The organism is Cellulomonas sp. A375-1 (genome assembly GCF_001040865.1).
GTDB lineage: Bacteria > Actinomycetota > Actinomycetes > Actinomycetales > Cellulomonadaceae > Cellulomonas > Cellulomonas gelida.
Genome location: NZ_LFKW01000095.1, coordinates 12,778 through 37,394 on the forward strand (window position 1 = coordinate 12,778; position 24,617 = coordinate 37,394).

General features: G+C 71.9%; 12 protein-coding genes and 1 pseudogene. 12 read left to right on the forward strand and 1 reads right to left on the reverse strand.

The window, feature by feature from the left end:
* The 3 genes from CWIS_RS18880 to CWIS_RS10070 all read left to right on the forward strand — a co-directional run.
* The coding region (locus CWIS_RS18880; protein WP_048343152.1) for an Ig-like domain-containing protein at positions 1-1,830 on the forward strand (1,830 nt) is incomplete at its 5' end.
* A gap of 180 nt (positions 1,831-2,010) precedes the next feature.
* Positions 2,011-3,033, forward strand: a complete 1,023-nt coding sequence (locus CWIS_RS10065) for a LacI family DNA-binding transcriptional regulator (protein WP_141369307.1) — start codon at positions 2,011-2,013, stop codon at positions 3,031-3,033.
* Between the two features lie 335 nt (positions 3,034-3,368).
* The gene (locus CWIS_RS10070) at positions 3,369-7,505 is read left to right on the forward strand and encodes a family 43 glycosylhydrolase (protein WP_048343154.1); all 4,137 of its coding nucleotides are present in this window, start codon (positions 3,369-3,371) and stop codon (positions 7,503-7,505) included.
* Positions 7,506-7,614: 109 nt separating this feature from the next.
* Here the strand turns inward: CWIS_RS10070 and CWIS_RS10075 are convergent, their stop codons facing one another.
* On the reverse strand, positions 7,615-8,679 hold the full coding sequence (locus CWIS_RS10075; protein WP_082156374.1) for a LacI family DNA-binding transcriptional regulator: 1,065 nt from the start codon (positions 8,677-8,679) through the stop codon (positions 7,615-7,617).
* Between the two features lie 234 nt (positions 8,680-8,913).
* Between CWIS_RS10075 and CWIS_RS10080 the strand changes: the two genes are divergently transcribed.
* The 9 genes and pseudogenes from CWIS_RS10080 to CWIS_RS18885 all read left to right on the forward strand — a co-directional run.
* Positions 8,914-10,209: an ABC transporter substrate-binding protein gene (locus CWIS_RS10080; RefSeq protein WP_231583770.1), complete on the forward strand. Its 1,296-nt coding sequence runs from the start codon at positions 8,914-8,916 to the stop codon at positions 10,207-10,209.
* 86 nt (positions 10,210-10,295) lie between these two features.
* Positions 10,296-11,276, forward strand: coding sequence for a carbohydrate ABC transporter permease (locus CWIS_RS10085; protein ID WP_048343156.1), 981 nt, complete (start codon positions 10,296-10,298; stop codon positions 11,274-11,276).
* Complete coding sequence (locus CWIS_RS10090) at positions 11,273-12,097, forward strand: carbohydrate ABC transporter permease (protein ID WP_048343157.1); 825 nt, start codon at positions 11,273-11,275, stop codon at positions 12,095-12,097. The genes CWIS_RS10085 and CWIS_RS10090 overlap by 4 nt, the downstream gene beginning before the upstream one ends.
* The gene (locus CWIS_RS10095) at positions 12,094-13,992 is read left to right on the forward strand and encodes a glycoside hydrolase family 127 protein (protein WP_048343158.1); all 1,899 of its coding nucleotides are present in this window, start codon (positions 12,094-12,096) and stop codon (positions 13,990-13,992) included. The genes CWIS_RS10090 and CWIS_RS10095 overlap by 4 nt, the downstream gene beginning before the upstream one ends.
* Positions 13,993-14,280: 288 nt before the next feature.
* Positions 14,281-15,912 (forward strand): xylulokinase, encoded by a 1,632-nt coding sequence (locus tag CWIS_RS10100; protein ID WP_048343159.1) that lies wholly within the window; start codon positions 14,281-14,283, stop codon positions 15,910-15,912.
* Between the two features lie 52 nt (positions 15,913-15,964).
* Positions 15,965-16,711: an L-ribulose-5-phosphate 4-epimerase gene (locus CWIS_RS10105; protein WP_048343160.1), complete on the forward strand. Its 747-nt coding sequence runs from the start codon at positions 15,965-15,967 to the stop codon at positions 16,709-16,711.
* A complete protein-coding gene (araA, locus tag CWIS_RS10110) occupies positions 16,708-18,216 on the forward strand; it encodes an L-arabinose isomerase (protein WP_048343161.1) in 1,509 nt (502 codons plus the stop codon). The genes CWIS_RS10105 and araA overlap by 4 nt, the downstream gene beginning before the upstream one ends.
* 326 nt (positions 18,217-18,542) lie before the next feature.
* A complete protein-coding gene (locus CWIS_RS18045; protein WP_197080817.1) occupies positions 18,543-23,939 on the forward strand; it encodes a LamG-like jellyroll fold domain-containing protein in 5,397 nt (1,798 codons plus the stop codon).
* Positions 23,940-24,323: 384 nt separating this feature from the next.
* Positions 24,324-24,617 (forward strand): annotated as a pseudogene (locus CWIS_RS18885) (LacI family transcriptional regulator); the annotation flags it as partial.

A 24,617-nucleotide genomic window follows, 5' to 3' on the forward strand; every position in this document is an offset into this window, starting at 1 on the left:
ACGACGGCCGCCGACGCGACCGTCCAGTACCGGCTCGACGGTGGGCAGTGGACCACGTACACGTGGCCCGTCGCCATCGACGAGGGCCAGCACACGCTGGTCTACCGGGCCCTGTGGGAGGGCGCGGTCGTGGCCGGGTCGCAGGAGACCTTCGTCGGCGGTGTCGACGTGGTCGGCCCGACGACGACGGCGACGACGACACCGGCCGACGGCCGGGGCACCGTGCTCGAGCCGGTCACGGTGGTCCTCACCGCGACCGACGAGGGCGTGGGCGTGTCGCACTCGCAGTACCGGATCGCTCCGGAGCTCGCGTGGCGCAACGCTCCCGCCGAGGGCATCGTCCTCGACGAGGCCGGCACGTCCGTCGTCGAGTTCCGGTCGCTCGACCGGTTCGGCAACGTCGGCGCCACGGGCTCGACCCAGGTGACGATCGAGGCCGCGAACGACCTCGCCCGTCTGGTGCTCACGGCCGACAAGGCCGCGATCGCCAAGGGTGACCCGATCGGGGCGCGCGTCGAGGGCTTCGCCCACGACGGGTCCTCGCTCGGCGACCTCACGGCGGGCTCGGTCATGACGACCGACATCACGACGGTCTGGGAGAACGGCACGTCGACCTTCAGCCGGTACCGGTACGCGCTCACCGCGACGTACACGTGGACCGACGAGCGGGACGTCGTCCGGACGCTCACGAGCAACACCGTCACTGTCGAGGTCTTCGACGCCCAGGCCCTGCTGGCTGCGATCAGCGGCACGCCTGCCGTCGGTGAGACCCTGACCGCGATCACGCTGCCCGACTGGCCGACCACGTTCCAGTGGCTGCGCGACGGGCGTCAGATCGAGGGTGCCACCGGTGCGACCTACACCGTCACGGCCGACGACGCAGGCTCGAGCCTGAGCGTGCGGGTCGACGTGGCGGCGGCGGAGTTCACGACGTCGAAGACGTCGGAGGCCGTCGAGGTCGCCAAGGTCGCGCCGGTGCTGTCCGCTCAGCTGCGGGCTGCCTCGGTGCCGACCACCGGAACGGTGACGGTCGACGTGACGGTCGAGGCCGCGGGCATCAGCTCCGCGGGTGGCACCGTGACGGTCGTGGCGGGCAACCGCAGCGCGACGGGCACGGTCGTGGCGGGCACGGCGAGCATCCAGCTCCCGGCTCCCGCGGCGGGCACGCACGCCGTCTCGGTCGTCTACCACGGCACGAGCCAGATCGCGCAGGCCACGGCCGACGCGGGCACGCTCACGGTCACCAAGGTGACTCCGGGCGTGGTGGGCAAGCTCGCGGCGACCAAGGTCACCACGGGTCAGAGCGGCAAGGTCGCCGTCACGGTGACGGCGGCCGGTGTCACCGGCCCGACCGGCAAGGTGACGGTCAAGGCCGGCAGCAAGTCGGTGTCCGTCACGCTCAAGGCGGCCGACAAGGGCAAGGTGACGGTCACGTTGCCGAAGCTGCCCGCCGGCAAGCACGCGGTCTCGGTGGTGTACGCGGGCGACGCGCTGGTCGCGGGTCGCACGGTCTCCGCCGGAACCCTCACGGTCACCAAGGTCACGCCGATGGTGAAGGCGACGCTGGTCCAGAAGACCATCTCTGCCTCCGTCAAGGGCAAGGTCTCGGTGCAGGTCACCGCGGCGGGCATCACCGGGCCGACCGGCACGGTGACCGTCACGGTGAACGGCAAGAAGGTCACCCGGACGCTCAAGGCCTCCGACAAGGGCCGGGTCGTCGTGACGCTGCCCAAGCTCGGCAAGGGCACGTACAAGGTGGCCGTCTCGTACGGCGGTGACGCCATGGTGAGCTCCGCGAAGGCAGCGTCGACGACGCTCGTCGTGAAGTGACCCTGGTGCACCGGTGAGACGTGGGTGGGACGGGCCGCGAGGTCCGTCCCACCCACGTCCTTCACCCCGGTGTTGGCGCCCCGCGGGCAGCCCTGGAGCCGTACGGTACGTAGGGAGAAGAACACGGTGCCGTCGGGCACCGGTGGATCGCGGCGTACGCGTCGCACCTAGGGAGCAAGGGTGTCGACTGACACGGGGGCGCGGCCGCCCGCCATGAGCGACGTGGCGCTGGCCGCAGGGGTGTCGCACCAGACCGTCTCGCGAGTGCTCAACGGGCACCCCAGCGTGCGGCCGGAGACGCGCATGCGTGTCCAGGACGCGATCGCGAGGCTCGGCTACCGGCGCAACAGCGCCGCGCGGGCGCTCGTCACGCGCCGGTCGGACACGCTCGGCGTCGTGACGCCGGCCTCCGCGCTGTACGGGCCGACGAGCACGCTCGTCGCGTTCGAGGAGGCGGCACGCGAGGCGGGCTGGTACGTGTCGGTCGCGACCATGCGCCGGTTCACCGCGGACTCGATGCGCGCCGCCGTCGAGCACTTCCTGGACCACGGCGTCGACGCGCTCGTCGTCATCGCCCCGACTCGCGAGGTCGCCTCCGCGGTGTCCGGGCTCGACGTGCCGGTGCCCGTGGTGCTCATCTCGTCGGCGCTCGAGCTGCGCGAGCGTGAGGGCGTGCTGTCGGTCGGCGTCGACCAGCGCCTCGGCGCGCGCCTGGCGACGCGGCACCTGCTCGCGCGGGGCCACACCCAGGTGCTGCACGTCGCCGGCCCGCAGGACTGGTTCGACGCGCAGGACCGGCTCGCGGGCTGGCGTGAGGAGTGCGAGGCGGCGGGCGTCTCGGTGCCGAAGCCCGTCGTCGCCGGCTGGTCGGCGGACAGCGGGTACGAGGTCGGCCGCTCGCTCGCGGCGGGCGTCCTGCCGAAGGCGATCTTCGCGGCGAACGACCAGCTCGCCCTCGGGCTCGAGCACGCGTTCTGGGACGCGGGGATCCGTGTGGGTCAGGACGTCGCGATCGTGGGCTTCGACGACGAGGTCGGCTCGGCGCACTACCTGCCGCCGCTGACGACCGTGCGGCAGGACTTCGCGCGCCTGGGCGCGCTCGCCATCGAGGTGCTGCGGCAGGCGCTGGGCGGCGTCACGGGACGCGAGGCGCCCCGGCTCGTGCCGCCCGAGATCGTCGTGCGGCGCAGCTCGGGCGTGTGAGCCGCCCCTCCTGAACCGAAAAGCCCGAAAAGGCTTGCTGACGATGAGCCGGATCTCCTAGGGTGCTGTCCACGCGCTATCTCACTGTCGAGAGGTGACATCGTGGGCATCCGCTCCGCCGCGTCGGCGGCTCGTCGACGCACGCCGTTTCGCAACGGACTGTCAACGTTTTCGGCCCTCGGGGCTCGGATCGCGCGCTGATTCTGCGGTCGACTGCCGGCGCTGACCGCGCCGGTCGTCGACCCCTGCGCGGCCGGCGCCCCCGCACGGGCGTCGGCCGCACCCCTGCGTCGCCCCGGCGACGGCTCCCGATCGAAGGACAAGGTGGTTCGTCGATGTCACAGCAGACCTGGCGCCGCGCCGCGGCCGCCGCGGTCACGACCCTCGCGCTCGCCGCGACGGGTGCGCTGACCGCAGCCCCGGCTCTCGCGGCCGACCTCCCGGAACCGACCCGCACGATCACGTCGGCCGGCAACCCGATCATCGCCGACGGCTCGCTCTACACGGCCGACGCGGCACCGCTCGTCGGCGCCGACGGGCGGCTGTACGTCTACACCGGCCACGACGAGGCCGGCCCCCAGGTCGGCACGTTCGTGATGAACGACTACGAGATCCTCGCGACCGACGACGTCGCGTCGGGGCAGTGGGACGTCTACGAGCACGCGATGGACCCCGGTGACGTCTTCTCCTGGGCCACGGGCAACAACGCCTACGCCGGGCACACGACCATCGGCGCGGACGGCCGCTACTACTGGTACGCGCCCGTCCAGTGGAAGAACACCACCGTCGCCAACCGCATGGCGATCGGGGTCGCGGTCTCGGACACGCCCGTGGGCCCGTGGACGGACGCCATCGGCGCCCCGCTCGTGACGTGGGCCGACGTGTTCGGCTCGTCGACCAGCGGCCAGGAGGTCATCGACCCGCACGTGTTCACCGACGTCGACGGCACGGTGTACCTGTACTGGGGCTCCTGGAACGTCGCGCGCGTGACCAAGCTCAAGGCCAACATGGTCGAGCGTGAGGGCGCGATCTCGACGATCTCGGGCCTGACCTCGTTCTACGAGGCGCCGTGGGTGTTCGAGCGGGCCGGCACCTACTACATGGTCTACGACTGGAAGCAGGGCGGCTCGTCCTGCACCCCGTCCAACTACCAGGCGTGCATCGCGTACGCGACGGCGCCCTCGGCCATGGGCCCGTGGACCTACCAGGGCATCATCCTGTCCGGAACGTCCGCGACGACCGTCCACCCGTCGGTGATCGAGTTCGACGGCTCCTGGTACCTGACCTACCACACGAAGGACGCCGTGGGCGGTGGGCACTTCCGCCGCTCGGTCGCGATCGACGAGATCACGTGGGACGGCGACCGGATGCTCCCGGTCACGCAGACGCGGGCCGACGACCCGCGGTTCCGGCTCACGCCCAACGTGGCGCTGGACGCGAAGGTGACCGCCTCCTTCACGGAGCAGCCCCCGATGCGCACCACGGCCGTCAACGACGGCTTCCGCGCCACCACCGCGCTGCTGCCGCCGGACCAGTGGGGCACGTACCGCGGCACGACGAGCACGACCGAGAAGGACTGGCTGTCGTACCAGTGGCAGGCGCCCGTGCACGTCGGCTCGGTCGGCATCCAGTTCCACCAGGACTCGAACTGGATCCGTCCGCCCGCCTCCTGGTCCCTGGAGTACCTCGACGCCGACGGCGCGTGGCAGCCGGTGCAGGCGGCGACGTACCCGACGACGAACAACACGTGGCTCACGGTGACGTTCACGCCGGTCACCACGACCGCGCTGCGCGCGACGTTCGCGGGCCGCGCGAACGGTGCGTACTACCACTCGGTCGCGGTCTCGGAGTGGGAGGTGAATGCGGTCGAGCCGACCGCGGTCGCCCCGGTCGCGGTCGTCACCGAGCCGGGCGTCGCCCCGCAGCTCCCGCCGGCCGTGCGGGTCACCACCGGCGGCACGCAGCTGTGGGCGCCCGTCACCTGGCGTGCGATCGACCCGGCGTCGTACGCGACCGAGGGCGCCTTCACGGTCGAGGGCCGTGCGCTCGGCGTCGCCGCCGACCACGTGACCGCCACGGTCACGGTCGACGAGGACGCGGTCGTGACGCCCCCGGCCGACGACGCACCCCCGCGCGTCACCGTCGCGGCCTCGGGCAGCACCGGCAAGGCCGACTGGTACTCCTCGAACGTGGTCGCGCGGGTCGCCGCCGACGACGACGTGGACTACCTCACGACGGTCTCCACGAAGGTCGGCGACGCCGACTGGCAGTCCACCGCGGACGTGCGGCACGTCGACGTCACGATCTCCACCTCCGGCACCACGACGATCAGCGGCAAGGCGCGGGACGCGGCGGGCAACGAGTCCGACGCGGTCTCGCGGGTCGTCAAGATCGACAAGGTGCTGCCGACGGTCGCCGGCGTGCTCGACGAGAGCACGCGCACGGTCACGCTGACCGCGTCCGACGCGCTGTCCGGCGTGGACGCGCTCGAGTACCGGTTCGACGGCGAGGGCGCGTGGATCACGGTCACGAACGGCACCGTGGTCGCGCCGCCGTCGGGTCAGCCGCACCAGCTGGTGTTCCGCGCGCGTGACCTCGCGGGCAACGTCGCGAGCGGCACGGTCATGGTCCCGCGCGACCCCGACGCGCAGCTCACGGGCAACGTGGCGTCGTACGCGACGCCCTGGACCACCTACACGGCGCCCTGGAACAGCGTCGCGGGCCTCAACGACGGCTCCAACGCGCCGTTCGAGAACGTCGCGTCGAAGTACGGCGCGGCGTGGGGGACCTGGCCGCAGGTCGGGGAGATGGTGGCCCGCCTGACGTGGGAGTTCGACGTCACGACGGACTCGGTCGGCGTGTGGTGGTTCCGCGACAGCGCCGACAGCGCCAACGCGGGCATGATCCCGCCGGCGTCCTGGGTCCTGGAGTACCTCGACGCCGACGGCACCACGTGGCGTGAGGTCACGCTGCGCGACGGCGCGGCGTACGGCCGCACGAGCAACGGGTTCGACCGCGTCGACTTCGAACGGGTCACGACCAAGGCGCTGCGGGTCGTCGCCCAGTCGTGGGGCCAGGAGGAGGGCGAGGGCTCCGTCGGGATCAACGAGTGGCAGGTCATCGCCGCGGCCGCTCCGCAGGTCGAGCAGGTCACGCCGCAGGCGCCGACCTTCACCGAGGCGCTCGAGTGCGTCGCGGGCGTGCCGCAGCCGGCCACGGTCGTCGTCCCCGCGGTCGCGGGCGTCGTCTACCGCGTGGACGGCGAGGTCGTCACGGGCCCGGTCGAGGTCCCGGCCGACGCGACGGTCGCGGTGACCGCGCACGCGGCCGAGGGCTATGCGCTCGCCGAGGGCGCGACGGCCCAGTGGGACCACACGTTCACCGCTCCGCAGTGCCCGGCCGTGCCCGTCGAGGTGACCGCGATCGCCCCGACCAGCACCGCGCCGGCGTGCGTCGACGGCACGCTCACCGAGGGCTCGATCACGATCCCCGTGGTCGAGGGCGTCCGGTACACGGTCGACGGCGACGAGGTCACCGGCCGGGTCGCCGTGGCCGCGGGCGAGTCCGTGACCGTGCTGGCGCGTCCGCTCGCGGGCTTCGTCCTGACGGGCGACAGCCAGGTGGTGACGTACGCGTTCAGCTTCCCGCCGATCGACTGCGTCCCCGACCCGGTCCAGGTCGAGGTCGGCACCGTCACCGTGACGGGCACGCCCGCGGTCGGCTCACGGCTCACCGTCACGACGCGTGGCTGGGGCCCCAGCGGGGTGCGGCTCGCGTACCAGTGGCAGGCGGGTGGCGCGGCGATCGCCGGTGCGACCGGCACGTCGTTCACGCTCACCCCCGCGCAGCTCGGTGCCCGGATCACGGTGCGGGTCACGGGCTCGGGCGACGGCCTCGCGAGCGGCTCGGCGCTCTCGGCCGCGGTCGGGCCGGTGGCCAAGGGCACGTTCGTGGCCCCGAGGCCGACGATCTCGGGCTCGGTCAAGGTCGGCGCGAAGGTCACGGCGGTCGCCGGGACCTGGAAGCCCGCGCCGACGACCGTGAGCTACCAGTGGTACGCCAACGGGAGCAAGGTGGCGCGGGCGACGTCGTCGTCGCTGACCCTCACGCCTGCGCTCGCGGGCAAGAAGCTCACCGTCCGGGTCACGGGTGCGCGCACGGGGTACACGACCCTGAGCGTCACGTCCGCGGCGAGCACGGTCGCGAAGGGCACGTTCACGGCCGCGAAGCCGCGCATCGCCGGCACGGCGAAGGTCGGCCGCACGCTGAGCGTCCTGCGTGGCACGTGGAGCCCGAAGCCGAGCACGGTGCGCTACCAGTGGTACGTCGACGGCAAGAAGGTCGCGACCACGTCGACGCTGCGCCTCACCGCCGCGATGGCGGGCAAGAAGGTGACCGTCGCGGTCACCGGCTCGCGCACGGGCTACGTCACCAGGACCGTCACCTCGTCGGCACTCGTCGTGAAGAGGTGACCTCGACGGCCGGCGCGCTGATGTGAGGGTCGGCGCGCCGGCTCGCGGACGGGCGGGTCCTTCGGGGCCCGCCCGTCCGTCTCTACGGCGTCCGAGGTCGGCCGGCGGGTCAGGAGGCGGTGGAGCTCCGCAGCGCCAGCCGGCACGGGATCGTCTCGATGCCGTGGGCCGGGTTGCCCTCCATGGCCTCGAACAGGCGCGCGGCGGCGCGCCGGCCGAGCTCCTCGAGGTTCATGTCGATGCTGGTCAGCGGGGGCCGGGCGTTGCTCGCGAGGACCTCCCAGTTGTCGTGGCCCATGACCGCGACGTCCTGCGGGACCTCGCGACCGGACTCGCGCAGCGCGTCGAGGCAGCCGCGCGCGATCTGGTCCGAGCCGCACAGGACCGCGTCGACGTCGGGGTGCTTGGCGAGCAGGCCGCGCATGGCGCCGCGGCCCCAGTCCTCGGTCCACGCGCCGAACAGCGCCTGCCCGCCGACGAGCTCGAGCCCGGCCTCGTCGAGCGCCTGCTGGGCGCCGATCACCCGGTCCTTCGCGGCGCCGTAGCTCGCGTCGCCGGAGATGATCGCGATGCGCGTGCGTCCGCACGCGACGAGGTGCTCGACGCCCATGCGCCCGCCGCCGACGTTGTCGGTGACGAGCGAGCAGTCCTGCGGGTCGTCGGACGGCGCGTACGCGTAGACCACCGGCACGGGCATGTTGCCGAGCGAGGGCCGCGGGTCGGGGCGCGCGCCCACGATGATCAGCCCGTCGACCCGCCGGCCGAGCAGCGCCTGGATGTGGTGCTGCTCGCGGATGGAGTCGCCGCGCGCGTCGCACAGCAGGACCGAGACCTTGCCCGAGCCGAATGCGTCCTCGGCGCCCATGAGCGTGGGGATCGAGAACCGGCCCTCGAGGTCGTGCGTGACCAGCCCGACCGTCCCGGAGCGTCCGGACAGCAGGCTGCGCGCGAGGCCGTTGGGGGAGAACGAGAGCTGCTCGGCGGCGGCCAGCACCTTGGTGCGCGTCTCCGCGCGTACCTGCGCGCGTCCGTTCAGGGCCTTGGACGCCGTCGCGATCGACACGCCCGCGAGGCGGGCGACGTCCGACAGCGTCGTCGTCCTGCGACCCTGAAAGCCTTCATCGGGTCGTTTCGCCGCCCGCTGCGGGCGGTCCCCCTCGACGTCCTCGTTCATGCGGCGATCGTAGCGATAGTTGCCGCAAAATGAAGACGGTTCGCGTGATTGACGTCAGCGGGCGACCTCCGCTAGGGTCACGGAAAACCATTTCGTTGGTTTCGACAACGACGGAACGGCAGAACCTCGAAGTACCCGGTCGTCTCCGCAGAGGGCCGGACAGCATCTTCAACGTCGAATTGCTGAGGAGAGGCAAAAATGAGGAAGGTCCACCCTCGCGGGCGTACGCGCTTGGTGGCTGGTCTGGCCGTCGCGGGCATCGCGCTCGCGGGTCTGACGGCGTGCAGCGGCGACGACGACAAGAGCGCGACGCCCGATCCGACGAAGGGCGGCGGTGAGTCGGCGGCCGCCGAGATCGGCGTCGACGACGGCACCGAGCTGACGATGTGGACGCGCGCACCGCTCGAGGCGCAGGCGACGCGCCTTGTGAAGGCGTACAACGCGAGCCACAAGAACCAGGTCAAGCTCGAGATCATCCCGAACGACGACATGGAGTCGAAGGTCGGTGGCGCGGCCGCCAACGGCGAGCTGCCCGACCTGCTCGCGGGCGACGTCGTGCGCGTGCCCTACTGGGTCGACAACGGCCTGTTCACGGAGATCACCGACGAGATCGGCTCGCTGCCGTTCAAGGACGACATCTCCTCGGGCCACATCGACGCGGGCACGGTCGACGGCGCGATGCACACCCTGCCGTTCGTCCAGGACATCTCGGTCATGGTCTGGAACAAGGACCTCTACCGCGAGGCGGGCCTCGACCCCGAGGCCGGCCCGACGACGATGGCCGAGTTCAAGGAGCAGGCCCAGGCGGTCGCCGACCTCAAGAAGGACGGCGTCTCCGGCACGTACTACGGCGGCAACTGCGGTGGCTGCCTCGTGTTCACCTGGTTCCCGAGCATCTGGGCCTCGGGCGAGGAGGTCCTGTCGGCCGACGGCACCGAGTCGCTGCTCGCGAGCGACGCCGCCAAGGAGCTGTACGGGATCTACGCCGACCTGAACAAGTCCGGTGCGATCGGTGCGGGCTCCAAGGAGGAGACCGGCGCGACGTGGGTCGCCCCGTTCCAGGGCGGCAACGTCGGCGTCATGCAGTACCCGAACACGGTCGTCGCCGCGGCGATCGAGGCGGGCATCGACGTCGGCGTCGGCCCGATCCCGGGCGTCGACGGTGGCACCTCGACGTTCCTCGGCGGTGACGCCATGGGCATCTCGAAGGACTCGAAGAACGTCGAGCAGGCGTGGAACTACCTCGCGTGGATGGTCTCCGAGGAGACCCAGCTCGAGGTCGTGGCCAAGGCCGGCGACGTCGTGTCCCGCAACTCGCTGCTGGAGAACGAGTTCACCAAGAGCGACCCGGTCGCGGCCGTGGCCGCCGAGGCGATCCCGAACGGCCGCACCCCCGTGGCCGCGTACTTCGCCGAGGCGTTCAACGCCTCGGGCAGCCCGTTCGTGACGATGATCCGCAACGCGACGTTCGAGGCGACCAACACGGTCGACGCCGACAACGACGCCGTCACCGAGATCCTCTCGCAGTAACCGACGGACGTGCGGCGGCCGCCACCCCTGACGGCGGCCGCCGCACGCCACCCCGGCAGCGTCGGAACCCGCAACGGGAGCTCAGCATGACCCTCACACAGCAGTCCCCACCCGCGGCCGCGGGCGCGTCCAGCACGCCGCCCCGCCGCCCGCGCAAGGCCAGCGCCAAGCGCAGCCTGCGCGCCTGGGCGTACGCGAGCCCCACCGCGGCGCTCGTCCTCGTCTTCTTCGTGATCCCCGTCGTCCTCGTGTTCTTCATGTCGGGCGCCGACTGGCCCCTGCTCGCGGGCAACAAGGGCGTCAACATGCCCGACAACTACACGGACGTCGTGGACCACCGGCTCTTCTGGCCGGCCATCTGGTTCACGCTGAAGTACACGGTCATCGCGACCGTGCTGCTCATCGGCCTCGGGCTGGGCCTGGCGTTCCTCGTGCAGGAGGCCAGCCGGTGGCGCGCGTTCCTGCGCACCACGTTCCTGCTGCCGACCGCGCTCGGCCTCGCGTCGGCCTCGCTGCTGTTCTACGCGATGTACTCGCCGCAGGTGGGGCCGATCGCCCCGCTGCTCGACAAGCTCGGCCTCACCGAGGGTGTCGTGTCCCCCCTCGGCACGCCGACCGGCGCGCTGTGGTCGACCGTGATCCTCATCGTCTGGCGGTTCGCGGGCTTCTACATGCTGCTGCTGCTCGTCGGCCTGCAGTCCATCCCGGGCGAGGTCTACGAGGCGGCGCGCATCGACGGCGCCTCGCGCTCCCAGATGTTCCGGAGCATCACCATCCCGCTGCTGCGGCCGTCGCTCGCGCTCTCCACGATCATGTGCGTCACGGGCTCGCTGCTGGCGTTCGACCAGTTCTACATCCTGACCAAGGGCGGTCCGGACTCCTCGACCATGACCGTCGTCCAGCTCGTCTACAACCTGGCCTTCGAGTCCAAGCGCGACCTCGGCATGGCCGCCGCGCTGTCGGTGATCGTGCTGCTCGCCCTCGTCGTCATCAACGTCGTCCAGCTCCGCGCGCTGCAGGGCAGCGACGACGGGACGGGCGCGAAGAAGAAGGGGGTCAAGCGATGAGCCGCCTCGCCCAGGGCCTGACGCGCACGCCGTTCTACGTGCTGACCGGCGGGCTCGCCGTGATCTTCCTGTACCCGATCATCTGGACCGCGATCAGCTCGGTCTCGGCGCAGCCGGGGTCGAACCAGGTCAGCGGCTTCGGGTTCGGCAACTACGAGACGGTGGTGAACTACCAGGCCGGTCTGTGGACCTACCTCGGCAACTCGCTCGTGATCAGCGCGACCGCGGTGGTCGTCACGCTCGTGGCGTCGACGTTCGGCGGGTACGCGTTCGCGCGGTTCAGCTTCCCGGGCAAGAACGTCCTGTTCCTGCTCACGCTCGCGATCCTCATGGTCCCGTACGCGACGTTGCTGATCCCGCTCATGACGTGGCTCAAGGCGATCCACCTCAACAACTCGCTCATCGGCGTCGGGCTGGTGCTGGCCGTGTTCCAGCTGCCGTTCGCGACCTTCATGATGCGCATCTCGTTCGAGGCCGTGCCCAAGGAGATGGAGGAGGCCGCGCTCGTCGACGGCTGCGGCTCGTTCGGCGCGCTGCGCCGGGTGCTGCTGTTCGCCGTCAAGCCCGGGCTCATCACGGTCGGCCTGTTCGCCTTCCTCGCAGCGTGGAACGACTTCATGGTCCCGCTGTTCCTCGTCGGCGGGGACAACCAGCCCCTGCCGCTCGCGATGGTGAACATGCGCCAGCAGGTCATGGGTGTCATCGACTACGGCGCGACTCAGGCAGGCGTCGTGATCCTCACGGTGCCGTGCATCTTCCTGTTCCTCGTGCTGCAGCGCCACTACGTCAACGGATTCATGTCCGGTGCCCTGAAGGGATGATCACGATTCTCAGCAACGACACACACGGCGTCGTGGCCCCCGCTCTCCCGGGCGCGGGCGTGCTCCGACCGCTCGGGCTCGACGAGGTGACCATCACCGGTGGCTTCTGGGGCGAGCGCCAGCACGTGAACGCGACGGCGACCATCGACCACTGCGACGAGTGGGAGCAGCGGGTCGGGTGGATCGACAACTTCGCCGCGGCGGCCGAGGGCTCCGTCGCCGCGACGCGCACCGGCCGCGAGTTCTCGGACTCCGACGTCTACAAGCTCGTCGAGGCCATGGCGTGGGAGGTGGCCCGCACCGGTGACCCCCACCTCGAGGCGCGGATCCAGGAGCTCGCGCAGATGTTCGAGCGCGTCCAGGAGCCCGACGGCTACCTCTCGACGAAGTACGGCCGGCCCGGCCAGGCGCCGCGCTACAGCGACCTGGCGTGGGGCCACGAGCTCTACTGCTACGGGCACCTGATCCAGGCGGCGGTCGCCCGGCTGCGCTCGGGGCACGACGACACGCTGGTGCGGGTCGCGCTGCGCGCCGCGGACCACATGTGCGAGGCCTTCGGGCCGGACGGCATCCAGTCGGTGTGCGGCCACGCGGAGGTCGAGGTCGCCCTCGTCGAGCTGTACCGCGCGACGGGCGTCGAGCGGTACCTGGCGCTCGCCAAGCTGTTCGTCGAGCGGCGGGGGACCGGCACGCTGCCGGACATCGAGTTCGGTCGCGAGTACTTCCAGGACGACATCCCCGTCCGGGAGGCCACCGTGCTGCGCGGTCACGCCGTGCGCGCGCTGTACCTGACCGCGGGCGTCGTCGACCTCGCGCTCGAGACCAAGGACGACGAGCTGCTCGACGCGGCCCGCGGGCAGTTCGCGACCACGCTGGCCCGGCGCACGTACCTCACGGGCGGCATGGGCTCGCACCACCAGGACGAGGCGTACGGCGACGACTTCGAGCTCCCGCCGGACCGTTCCTACTGCGAGACGTGCGCGGGCGTCGGGTCGGTCATGGTCGCGTGGCGCCTCGCGCTCGCGACGGGCGACCTGTCGTACGGCGACGTCGTCGAGCGGGCGCTGTACAACGTGGTCGCGACGTCGCCTGCGGCGGACGGCCGGGCGTTCTTCTACACGAACCCGCTGCACAAGCGGGTCCCGGGGCAGGAGGCGGAGGCCGACGAGGTGAGCCCGCGCGCGCTGTCGCGGCTGCGCGCGCCGTGGTTCGAGGTCTCGTGCTGCCCGACGAACGTGGCGCGCACGTTCGCCTCGCTCGCCGGGTACGTCGCGACCGCGACCGACGCGGGCGTCCAGATCCACCAGCTCGCGCCGTGCTCGATCCAGACGCGCCTGTCGGGCGGCGACGTGCGGCTCGCGGTCGCCACGCGCTATCCCGACGACGGCGACGTCGTCGTGCGGGTGGTCGAGGCGCCCGAGGGCCCCTGGGAGCTCTCGCTGCGCGTGCCCTCGTGGGCGCTGGGGTCCGCGACGCTCGACGGCGTGCCCGTACCGGGTGCGGTGGCCCGGGTGAGCGACCTGCGTGCGGGCGAGGAGGTGCGCCTCTCGCTGCCGATGCGCGTGCGCGTGACCGCGCCCGACCAGCGGATCGACGCCGTGCGCGGGTGCCTCGCGTTCGAGCGCGGGCCGCTGGTCCTGTGCCTCGAGTCGACGGACCTGCCGGACGGCCTCGAGGTGGACGACGTGGTGCTCGCCGAGCCGACCGCGCACGACGTGGACGGCCGGGCGCACGTCGCCCTGCGGCGCGTCGAGCACGACGACCGTGCGTGGCCCTACGCCGAGCACGGGACGGGACGCGCCGAGGGCGACACGCTCACGGCGGCCCTCGTCCCGTACTACTCCTGGGCCAACCGGGGCCCGTCGACGATGCGGGTGTGGATCCCGCAGGGCTAGCGGAAGGTAGGAGCACGAACGGCGCCGCTCCCTCGCCCGGCCGAGCCTGTGCTCGGTCCCGGTGCAGGTGAGGGGCGTGCAGGAGGTCGACGCGCGGCGGCGACGAGGCGGCACCGTGCGCGACGGTGCGCCACGTCGCCGCCGCGCTCGTCGGTCGACCGTCGCGAGTGTCGGAAGAATGGTCGAGAATCTCGACAGGGACGCGGTGTGTACCTGGGGCCGTGTGAGCGTTAACATCGAGCAGTCGCCCCGACAGGGGAAGTGGACAGGAACGTGCGAAGGGGCGCGATGAGCCAGAACGAGACGCCGGATGGCGTCGACCAGCAGGCGGCGGTGGCGCAGGTCCGGGACGACATCGTCGCCGGCCGGACGGCGCTCGGGATCGAGCTGGGCTCGACCCGCATCAAGGCCTGCCTGATCGGGCCCGACTCCGCGCCGATCGCGGCCGGCGGGCACGAGTGGGAGAACCAGTTCGTCGACCGCCGCTGGACGTACTCCCTCGAGGACGTGTGGAGCGGGCTGCAGGCGGCCTACGCGTCTCTGGTCGCGGACGTCGAGGAGCGCTACGGCGTCACGCCCACCACGTTCGGCGCGCTCGGCGTCTCGGCGATGATGCACGGCTACCTCGCCTTCGACGCGTCCGACGAGCTGCTCGTCCCGTTCCGGACCTGGCGCAACACGAGCACGGGCCCGGCCTCCGCCGAGCTCTCGCAGCTGCTGGGGCACAACATCCCGCTGCGCTGGTCGATCGCGCACCTGTACCAGGCCGTCCTCGACGACGAGCCCCACGTCCCGCAGATCTCGTTCGTCACGACGCTCGCCGGGTACGTGCACTGGCGCCTCACGGGCGAGAAGGTGCTGGGCGTCGGCGACGCCTCCGGGATGTTCCCGATCGACACCGGCTCGCGCGACTACGACGCGCGCATGCTCGACCAGTTCGACACGCTCGTCGCCGACCGGCGACCCGGCACGCGCCTCGTGGACCTGCTGCCGGCCGTGCGGCTCGCGGGCCAGGACGCCGGACGACTGACCGCGCAGGGCGCGGCCCTGCTCGACCCGACCGGGACGCTGGCGGCCGGCGTGCCGCTGTGCCCGCCCGAGGGCGACGCGGGCACGGGCATGGTCGCGACCAACTCGGTCGCGCCGCGCACCGCCAACATCTCCGTGGGCACGTCGATCTTCGCGATGGTCGTCCTGGAGAAGCCGCTCACGCAGGTGCACGACGAGCTCGACCTCGTCACGACGCCGTCGGGCGACCTGGTCGCGATGGTGCACTGCAACAACGGCGCGAGCGAGCTCGCGGAGTGGGCGGACGTGTTCGGCCGCTTCGCCACCGCGCTGGGCCACCCGTCGAGCCCCGACGACGTGTTCGGCGCGCTGCTGCGCGAGGCGCTCGACGGCGACGCCGACGGCGGCGGGCTGCTCGCGTACAACTACCTGTCCGGCGAGCCGATCACGGGCCTGGCCGAGGGTCGCCCGCTGTTCGTGCGGACGCCCGACAGCCGCCTGACGCTGGCCAACTTCATGCGCACGCAGGTGTACGGCGCGTTCGGCACGCTGAGCCTCGGCATGCGGGTCCTGGCCGCGGAGGGCGTCGAGCTCGACGCGATGTTCGCGCACGGCGGCCTGTTCCGCACCGCGGGGGTCGCGCAGCGGCTGCTCGCGGCCGCGGTCGGTGCGCCGGTGGCGGTCGGCAGCGCGGCCGGCGAGGGCGGTGCGTGGGGGATCGCGGTGCTCGCGGCCTACCTCGAGCACGCCGCCGAGCAGGACCTGGGGACCTACCTCGCGGAGCGCGTCTTCGGCGAGGCTCAGATCGACGTGGTCGCGCCCGACCCGCAGGACGTGCGCGGGTTCGCCGCCTACCTCGACCGGTACGAGGCCGGGCTCGCCATCGAGCGCGCCGCGGCCGACGCGATCTAGACCGACACCGCCCGAGACGACCCTCACCGTGACGACAGCAGGAGCACCCCCGATGACGACGACCCTGGCCGACTACCCCGCGAGCGTGCAGGAGCAGGTCGCGCGCACGCGTGAGGTCGTGGCACGCCTGCACGCCGAGCTCCCGCGCTGGGGGCTCGTGGTGTGGACCGCGGGCAACGTCTCGCAGCGCGTGGTCGTCGACCCCGCCGGCCCGAGCGCGCGTGACCTGCTGGTCATCAAGCCGTCGGGCGTCACCTACGACGAGCTGACGCCCGAGGCGATGGTCGTGTGCGACCTCGAGGGCACGCTCGTCGAGGGCGACCGCGCGCCGTCGTCGGACACCGCCGCGCACGCGTACGTCTACACGCACATGCCCGAGGTCGGCGGCGTGGTGCACACGCACTCGACGTACGCGACCGCGTGGGCCGCGCGGGCCGAGCCCGTGCCGTGCGTGCTGACGATGATGGCCGACGAGTTCGGCGGCGACATCCCGATCGGCCCGTTCGCGCTGATCGGCGACGACTCGATCGGCCGCGGCATCGTCGAGACGCTGCAGGGCTCGCGCAGCCCCGCGGTGCTCATGCGCAACCACGGCCCGTTCACGATCGGCAAGGACGCCAAGGCGGCCGTGAAGGCTGCGGTCATGGTCGAAGAGGTCGCCCGGACCGTCCACGTCTCTCGCCAGCTGGGCGAGCCGCTGCCCATCGAGCAGCACCACGTCGACTCGCTCTACGCGAGGTACCAGAACGTCTACGGCCAGGGCACCGCCGCCACGGCCACCAAGGAGGAGCACGCGTGAGCAAGCCCTACGCCGACCGTGAGGTCTGGTTCTTCACCGGGAGCCAGGACCTGTACGGCGAGGAGACCCTGCGCCAGGTGGCTGAGCAGTCGCAGGAGGTCGCGCGCCTGCTCGACGCCAGTGCCGACGTGCCCGCGACGATCGTGTGGAAGCCGGTCCTGAAGGACTCCGACTCGATCCGCCGCGCGATGCTCGACGCGAACTCCGACGACCGCGTCCTCGGTGTCATCACGTGGATGCACACCTTCAGCCCGGCCAAGATGTGGATCCACGGCCTGTCCGTGCTCGACAAGCCGCTGCTGCACCTGCACACGCAGGCGAACGTCGAGCTCCCCTGGGACTCGATCGACTTCGACTTCATGAACCTCAACCAGGCCGCGCACGGCGACCGCGAGTACGCGTACATCGCGTCGCGCATGGGCGTCACGCGCACCACGGTCTCGGGTCACGTGAGCAACCCGGCGGTCGCGCGTCGCGTGGGCACGTGGGTGCGCGCGGCGGCGGGCCGGGCGGCCACGCAGTCGCTGCGGCTCGCGCGGTTCGGCGACAACATGCGCAACGTCGCGGTGACCGAGGGCGACAAGACCGAGGCGGAGGTGCGGTTCGGCGTCTCGGTCAACACGTGGGGCGTCAACGACCTCGTCGCGGCGATCGCCCAGGTGGCCGACTCCGACGTGGACCTGGTCGTCAAGGAGTACGAGGAGCTGTACGACGTGGCCCCCGAGCTGCGCGTCGGCGGTGAGCGGCACGAGTCGCTGCGCTACGCGGCCAAGCAGGAGGTCGCGCTCGAGACGCTGCTGTCGTCGCTGGGTGCCCGGGCGTTCACGACGAACTTCGAGGACCTGGGCGACCTGCGTCAGCTCCCGGGCATCGCCGTGCAGCGCCTCATGTCCAAGGGCTATGGGTTCGGTGCCGAGGGCGACTGGAAGACGGCCGTGCTGGTGCGCGCCGCGAAGGTCATGGGCGAGGGCCTGCCCGGCGGCGCGTCGCTCATGGAGGACTACACGTACGACCTGACGCCGGGCGACGAGCTGATCCTCGGCGCGCACATGCTGGAGATCTGCCCGTCGCTGACGACCTCGACGCCGCGCGTGGAGATCCACCCGCTCGGCATCGGCGGCAAGGAGGACCCGGTCCGCATGGTGTTCGACGCGGACCCGGGGGTCGGCGTCGTCGTCTCGCTCGCGGACATGCGTGAGCGGTTCCGCCTGACGGCGAACGTCGTCGACGTGGTCCCGCCGCGCGCGTCGCTGCCGCACCTGCCCGTCGCGCGCGCGGTGTGGAAGCCGCGTCCGGACTTCGCGACGAGCACCGAGGCCTGGCTCACGGCGGGCGGCGCGCACCACACCGTCCTGTCGACCGCGGCCGGCGTGGAGGCGTTCGAGATCTTCGCCGACCTGTCCGGGACCGAGCTGCTCGTGATCGACGAGAGCACCACGCGGCGCGGCTTCCGCGACCAGGTGCGCTGGAACCAGGCGTACCACCGCCTGGCGCAGGGGTTCTGAGTCCGACCCACCCGGACCCCATCGTCGCGAGGCCCCGACCGCTCCCGTCAGCGGTCGGGGCCTCGTCTTGCCCGCAGGCAGGGCTCTGACCTGCGCGGGCGTGCCCCGATCGTGTCGTCGGTACGCATGTCGGGTGACTTCGTTGCCAGCGTCGAGAGCCCTGGGCTATGGTCGCGCCACCAGATGTGAGCGCTAACACGCACCGCGTCCGAGACCTCCGACACCGCCGTCGGACGCTCGACGACCAGACGCAGCAGCGCGGTGCCCGCGCGCCTCACGCAGGTTCCGACTTCACGAAGGAACGGGATCCACGAATGAGCTCAAGGGTGAGCACGAACGGCAGGACGGCGCGCTCGCGCCGAGGAATGACGGTCGCCGCGGCCGTCACGCTCGCGCTGGCGGTGCCGACGGCGCTGCCCGCAGTCGCGTCGGCCGACGAGGGGACGGACGCGCTCATCGCGAACCTGACCTTCGACGACGCGACGACGGGCCTGACCGGCGCGGGCGCACGCGCCACCGTCAACGGCGCGCTGACGCTCGACGACGGCGTCGACGGGAAGGCCGCGCGCCTGTCCGTCGGGAACTGGCTGAGCCTGACCAAGGAGGACGGCTCGCCGCTGCTCGCCGGGCTCGAGACCGTCACCATCTCGTACGACTCGCTGCCGACGAACAGCTCGGCGAACAAGGGCTGGACCGTCTTCGCGGCTCCGAACGCCGCGACGCAGACCTACGCCACGGAGAAGTACCTCGGCGTGATCGACAAGGCCACGAGCCTGGTCGTCGAGCGGTACGCCAACACGGCGGGACGCGACTCGACCGGCAACCTCAACGCGGGGACCGTGGCCGCCGGCTGGCGACACGTCGACCTCGTGCTCGACGGCACGTCCGGCACGCTCTTCGTCGACGGCACCGCGGTCGCGACGAACACCACGGGCAAGCTCCTGAGCGCGGTGGTCGGTGCGTCCGGCGGCGTCTTCCAGATCGGCAAGGGCAACTGGGAGGCCGGCGAGTACTTCGCGGGCCTGATCGACAACCTGCAGGTCCGCAGCCGGGCCGTGAGCAGCGACGAGGTCGCCGTGACGGCGGCCGCCAAGGCGCTCACGCTCGCCGGCGCCGACGCGGTCGCGGCCGACCTGACGCTCCCGTCCACCGCCTCGCACGGCGCGACCGTCACCTGGTCGTCGTCCGACCCGGACGTCGTCGGGGACGACGGCACGGTGACCCGCGGCGCCACCGCGGGCACGGCCACCCTCACGGCCACGCTCACGGTCGGCGCGCACACCGCGACCCGCGCGTTCCCCGTGACCGTCCTGGCGCTGGCCGACACCACGGCGCTGGACGCGGCGCTCGCAGCCGCGGACGCACTGGTCGCGGCCGACTTCACCGAGCAGTCCTGGACGCCGTTCGCCGACGCCGTCACGGCGGCGCAGACCGTCGCCGACGACGCGGCAGCGACGCAGGCCCAGGTCGACGCGGCACTGCAGGCGCTGCGCGACGCGAACCTCGCACTCGTCTCGCTCGCCGGCGCCTCGCTCGTCGCGGACCTGTCGTTCGACGACGCGACCGCGGGCCTGACCGGAGCCGGGGCGAAGGCCACGGTGAACGGCGAGCTCACGCTCGAGGACGGTGCCGACGGGACCCAGGCCGTGCGCCTCAGCAGCGGCGGCTGGCTCAACCTCACGAAGGACGACGGGACGCCGCTGCTGGCGGGTCGTGACACGGTGACGATCTCGTACGACTCGCGTCCGGACGCCTCCGGCAACGTCGGCTGGCTGTTCTTCGCGGCGCCCAGCACCGCGACGCAGACCTACCAGAACGAGCACTACGTCGGCTTCATGGACAAGGCGACGAGCCTCGGGGTCGAGCGCTACAACAACGCGGGCGCGCGCATCTCGACCGGCAACCTCAACGCCCCGGCCGGCACCGTCACGGCCGGCTGGAAGCACGTGGACCTCGTGCTCGACGGCATGCAGGGCGCGCTGTACGTCGACGGTCAGCTCGTCGCGAGCAACGAGGCGGGCCCGCTCCTGTCCGCGATCCTCGGCGCGTCCGGCGGCGTGGTGCAGGTCGGCAAGGCCAACTGGGTCAACGGCGAGTACTTCACCGGGCTCCTGGACAACCTGCAGGTCCGGGGTGCGGCGCTGAGCGCCGCACAGGTCGAGGCGCAGCTCGCGCAGGCCGCGATCGCCGCGATCCCCGCGACGCTGGCGGTCACCGAGGACACGTACACCCTGCCCGGTGGCCCGCTCGTCACGTGGACCTCGGCGTCCGACGACGTCGTCGTCGGCGCGGACGGCCGTACGGCCACAGTGACGCGTCCCGAGCCGGGCGCTCCCGCGACGACGGCCGCGCTGACGGCCGGCGTCGTGCTGCGGGGCATGACCGTGACGCGGGCGGTCACGGCGACCATCTCGGCACCGCTCACGATCGAGCAGCGCGCACAGCGCACGCTCGAGGAGATCTCCCTGGTCGGGCTCTCGGACGTGCGCACGAACCTCACGCTGCCGACCGAGGGCGCGTACGACCTCCCGATCACGTGGACGTCGTCGCACCCCGCGGTCGTCTCCGAGAGCGGCGGTTCCGTCGCCCCCGGTGTCGTCACGCGGCCCGCCGCGGCGACGACCGTCACGCTGACGGCCCACGCGGGCACGCTCACGCGCGACTTCACGGCGGAGGTCCGCCAGGCCGTCGCCGCGCCCGCGACCACCGACTACGTCTTCGCGTACTTCACGGGCTCCGAGGGCAGCCGCACGGACGAGCAGATCTACTTCTCGACGAGCCCCGACGGCAAGACGTGGACGGACACGCGCGCGAACGGCAACCCCGTCCTGGAGTGGAACGCGGGCGACAAGGGCGTGCGTGACCCGTACCTGGTGCGCTCGCCGCAGGGCGACACGTTCTACCTGATCGCCACGGACCTGAGCATCTACTACCGCGGGGGGTGGGGCAGCGCCGCTGCCACGACCACCGGGTCGCTCAAGCTCGTGGTGTGGGAGTCCCACGACCTGGTGCAGTGGACCGAGCCGCGGCTCGTCGACGTCGCGTCGGGCATCCCCGGCGCCGGCATGGCGTGGGCCCCGGAGGCGATCTGGGACGACGTCGAGCAGCAGTGGGTCGTGTTCTGGGCCACGGGCTCGGACGTCTCGAACGACCTCGGCGACCGCACGAACATGTACTACTCGACGACGCGCGACTTCGTGACCTTCACCGACCCGGTGAAGTGGATCGACCGCCAGCACTCGATCATCGACACGACCATGATCAAGGTCGGCGACTGGTACTACCGTGCCTCCGCCGACGGCCAGATCACGATCGAGCGCTCGAAGGACCTGTACGCGGTGACGACGGCCGCCACGGCGCCCGCCTACGTCGACGACGACCACTGGTCGGTCGTGGGCACGCTGGCCGGGATCCTCGGCACCAGCGCGTACTCGGGCGCGTACCTCGAGGGCCCTGAGCTCTTCGAGTACAACGAGGACGACCGGGTCGACCCCCTCACGCCGCTGTACGGCCTGATGGCCGACCAGTACGCGCAGGGCAAGGGCTACCTGCCGTTCCGCACGAGCGACATCGGCAGCACGTCGGCGGCGGACTGGTCGCTCGCGAGCGACATCACGTTCGGTGCGCTCAAGACCCGCCACGGCACGATCCTGCCGATCACGGCCTCGGAGCTCGCGGCGCTGCAGAAGGCGACGCTCGGCACGACCGGTCAGCTGCCGGTGCTCGACCCTCAGAACCCGGACGCGCCCGTCACCTACCTCCTCGACCAGGCGATCGCCTCGGCGGCCGGGCTCGTCGCGGCCGACTTCACCGCAGCGACGTGGGCGACCTTCGCGTCGGCGCTCGCCACGGCCCAGGCCGTCGCGGCCGACCCGGCGTCGCAGACCGACGTCGACGACACGCTCGCCGCACTGAAGGCGGCACGTGCCGCGCTCGTGGTCGAGGGTGAGGGCGCCGACCTGCTCGCCGAGCTCACGTTCGACGACGCCACGACCGGCCTCTCCGGCGGCGTCGCGCGGGCCGCGGTCAAGGGCACGCTCACGCTCGCCGACGGCCGGGACGGGACGAAGGCCGCGAGCCTGTCGTCCGGCAACTGGCTGGACGTGACCAAGAAGGACGGGACCCCGCTGCTCAAGGGCCTGGACGAGGTCACGATCTCGTACGACTCGAAGCCGGCGGCCGGCTCGGCCAACAAGGGCTGGTCGGTGTTCGCGGCGCCGAGCGCGGCGACGCAGACGTACCAGAACGAGCACTACCTGGGCTTCATCGACCTGCCCACGAGCCTCCTCGTCGAGCGGTACGACAACAACGGGACGCGTGACTCGAGCGGCAACCTCGCGGCGAGCGGGCTCGCCGACGGCTGGCGCCACGTGGACCTGGTCGTCAAGGGCACGTCCGGCAAGCTCTTCGTCGACGGCCAGCTCGTGGCCTCGAACACCACGGGACGGGCGCTGAGCTCGATCCTGGGTGCGTCGGGCGGCGCGCTGCAGATCGGCAAGGGCAACTGGGTCGCGGGCGAGTACTTCACGGGCCTGATCGACAACGTGCGGATCTACGCGAGCGCGCACCGGCTCGGCGACGAGCCGTTCCCTGCGACGGTGACGGCGACGTGGCCGACGCTCACGTACGGCACCGCGGGGACGGTCGGGGTGACGGTCGCCTCCGAGGGGCCGACGCCCACCGGGACGGTCGAGGTCCGTGCAGGTGCGGACGTCGTCGCCTCCGCGACGCTCGACGCGTCGGGCACGGCCCAGGTGCCGCTCCCGGCGACGCTCGCCGTGGGCAGCCACACGCTCGTCGTGGCGTACCTCGGCGACGACGACACCGAGCCGGCGACGGCCGCGGCGCAGACCGTCGAGGTGGGCAAGGCGTCCTCGTCGACCGCGGTCAGCGCGGGCACGGTCCGGCACGGGACGGGTGGCACCGTCACGGTGCGGGTCACCTCGGTCCCGGGCGCGACGGTGCTCCCGACGGGCACGGTGCGTCTCACGGACGCGTTCGACTCGTCCGTGCGCACCGCGACGCTCAGCGGCGGCACGGCGACGTTCGCCCTGCCGAAGTCGGTCGCACCGGGTTCGCACCGGTTCTCGGCCCAGTACCTGGGGTCGGGCGAGGTCGCGGCCTCGGCGGCGGCGCTGACCGTGAAGGTCCTGCGGGCGACGTCCGCGACGACCGCGAAGGTCTCGACGGTGCGGTACGGCTCGGGCGGCACGGTGAGCGTGACCGTGACGTCGGCGGTCGGTTCGAAGGCCACGGCCGGCAGGGTCCGGGTCTCGAACGTCGCGGGCGGGTCCGTGCGGTACGGAACGGTGACGAACGGCAAGGCCGTCGTCAGCCTGCCGACCACGCTCAAGCCGGGCACCTACCGGTTCACGGTCGCCTACCTCGGGACGACGACGATCGAGCCCTCGTCCCGGACCGTGACCGTGAAGGTCGGGCGTGCGGTGTCGACGACGACGGTCGCGGCGGCGAGGGTCTCGACCGGCATCAAGGCGACCGGCGCCGTGACCGCCAAGGGGGTCACCCCGGTCGCGGGGAAGGTCAAGGTCGCGGTGCTGAAGAACGGTAAGACCGTGTCGACCAGGACCGTGTCGCTGGTCAAGGGCCGCTACTCGGTGGTGCTGCCGGTCCGTGCGAAGGGCTCGTACCAGGTCCGGGCGACGTTCCAGTCGACCACCACGGTGCTCAGCTCGACCGCCACGAGGGCGCTGAAGATCGGCTGACCCGGTCCACGTAGCCCGACGACAGGGGGTGCAGGCACGCATCGAGCGTGCCTGCACCCCCTGCGACGCGCCGCTGCCGCGCAGGTGCCGGCACTCCGGGACCGTGCACAGCACAATCGAGACCGGTGTTGCGCAACGGTGATCCGCGGGGGCTTGATCCCGGCGCGCGGGGCCCCCACGATCGGACCAGTGCGCCGCTCACTCGTGCGAGTGAGCAGGGTCACAGGTTCGTAACAGAACGCCAAGACGCTAGGAATGAGCACGTGTGAGCGTTAACATCGCCAAGTGAACGCTCACATCGGACACGGTCGCATGGTCGCGGCCGAGCCGGTGCAGGCACCACAGACGTGCACAGCACGACTGGTTTCTCGAGGAGGAGAAAGCATGGTCAGCAAGAAGTTCCGGGCCCGCGGGATCGCCGCAACGGTGGCAGTTCTCGCGCTGGGCCTCGCGGCCTGCAGCAGCGACGGCGGGGACAGCGGCGACAAGACCCCCGACGCCGGTGGCGGCGACAAGGGCGGCAACATCAAGGTCGGCTTCTCGCAGCTCGGTGCCGAGTCGGGTTGGCGCACCGCCAACACGGAGTCGGTCAAGGCGAGCCTGACGGCGGAGAACGGCATCGACCTGACGTTCAGCGACGCGCAGCAGAAGCAGGAGAACCAGATCAAGGCCCTGCGC

Coding starts and splice junctions, on each gene's coding strand:
- CWIS_RS10090 (WP_048343157.1), top strand. CDS start 11,273: ATGAGCCGCCTCGCCCAGGGCCTGACGCGCACGCCGTTCTACGTGCTG.
- CWIS_RS10095 (WP_048343158.1), top strand. CDS start 12,094: ATGATCACGATTCTCAGCAACGACACACACGGCGTCGTGGCCCCCGCT.
- CWIS_RS10105 (WP_048343160.1), top strand. CDS start 15,965: ATGACGACGACCCTGGCCGACTACCCCGCGAGCGTGCAGGAGCAGGTC.
- CWIS_RS10085 (WP_048343156.1), top strand. CDS start 10,296: ATGACCCTCACACAGCAGTCCCCACCCGCGGCCGCGGGCGCGTCCAGC.
- CWIS_RS10075 (WP_082156374.1), bottom strand. CDS start 8,679: ATGAACGAGGACGTCGAGGGGGACCGCCCGCAGCGGGCGGCGAAACGA.
- CWIS_RS10070 (WP_048343154.1), top strand. CDS start 3,369: ATGTCACAGCAGACCTGGCGCCGCGCCGCGGCCGCCGCGGTCACGACC.
- CWIS_RS10100 (WP_048343159.1), top strand. CDS start 14,281: ATGAGCCAGAACGAGACGCCGGATGGCGTCGACCAGCAGGCGGCGGTG.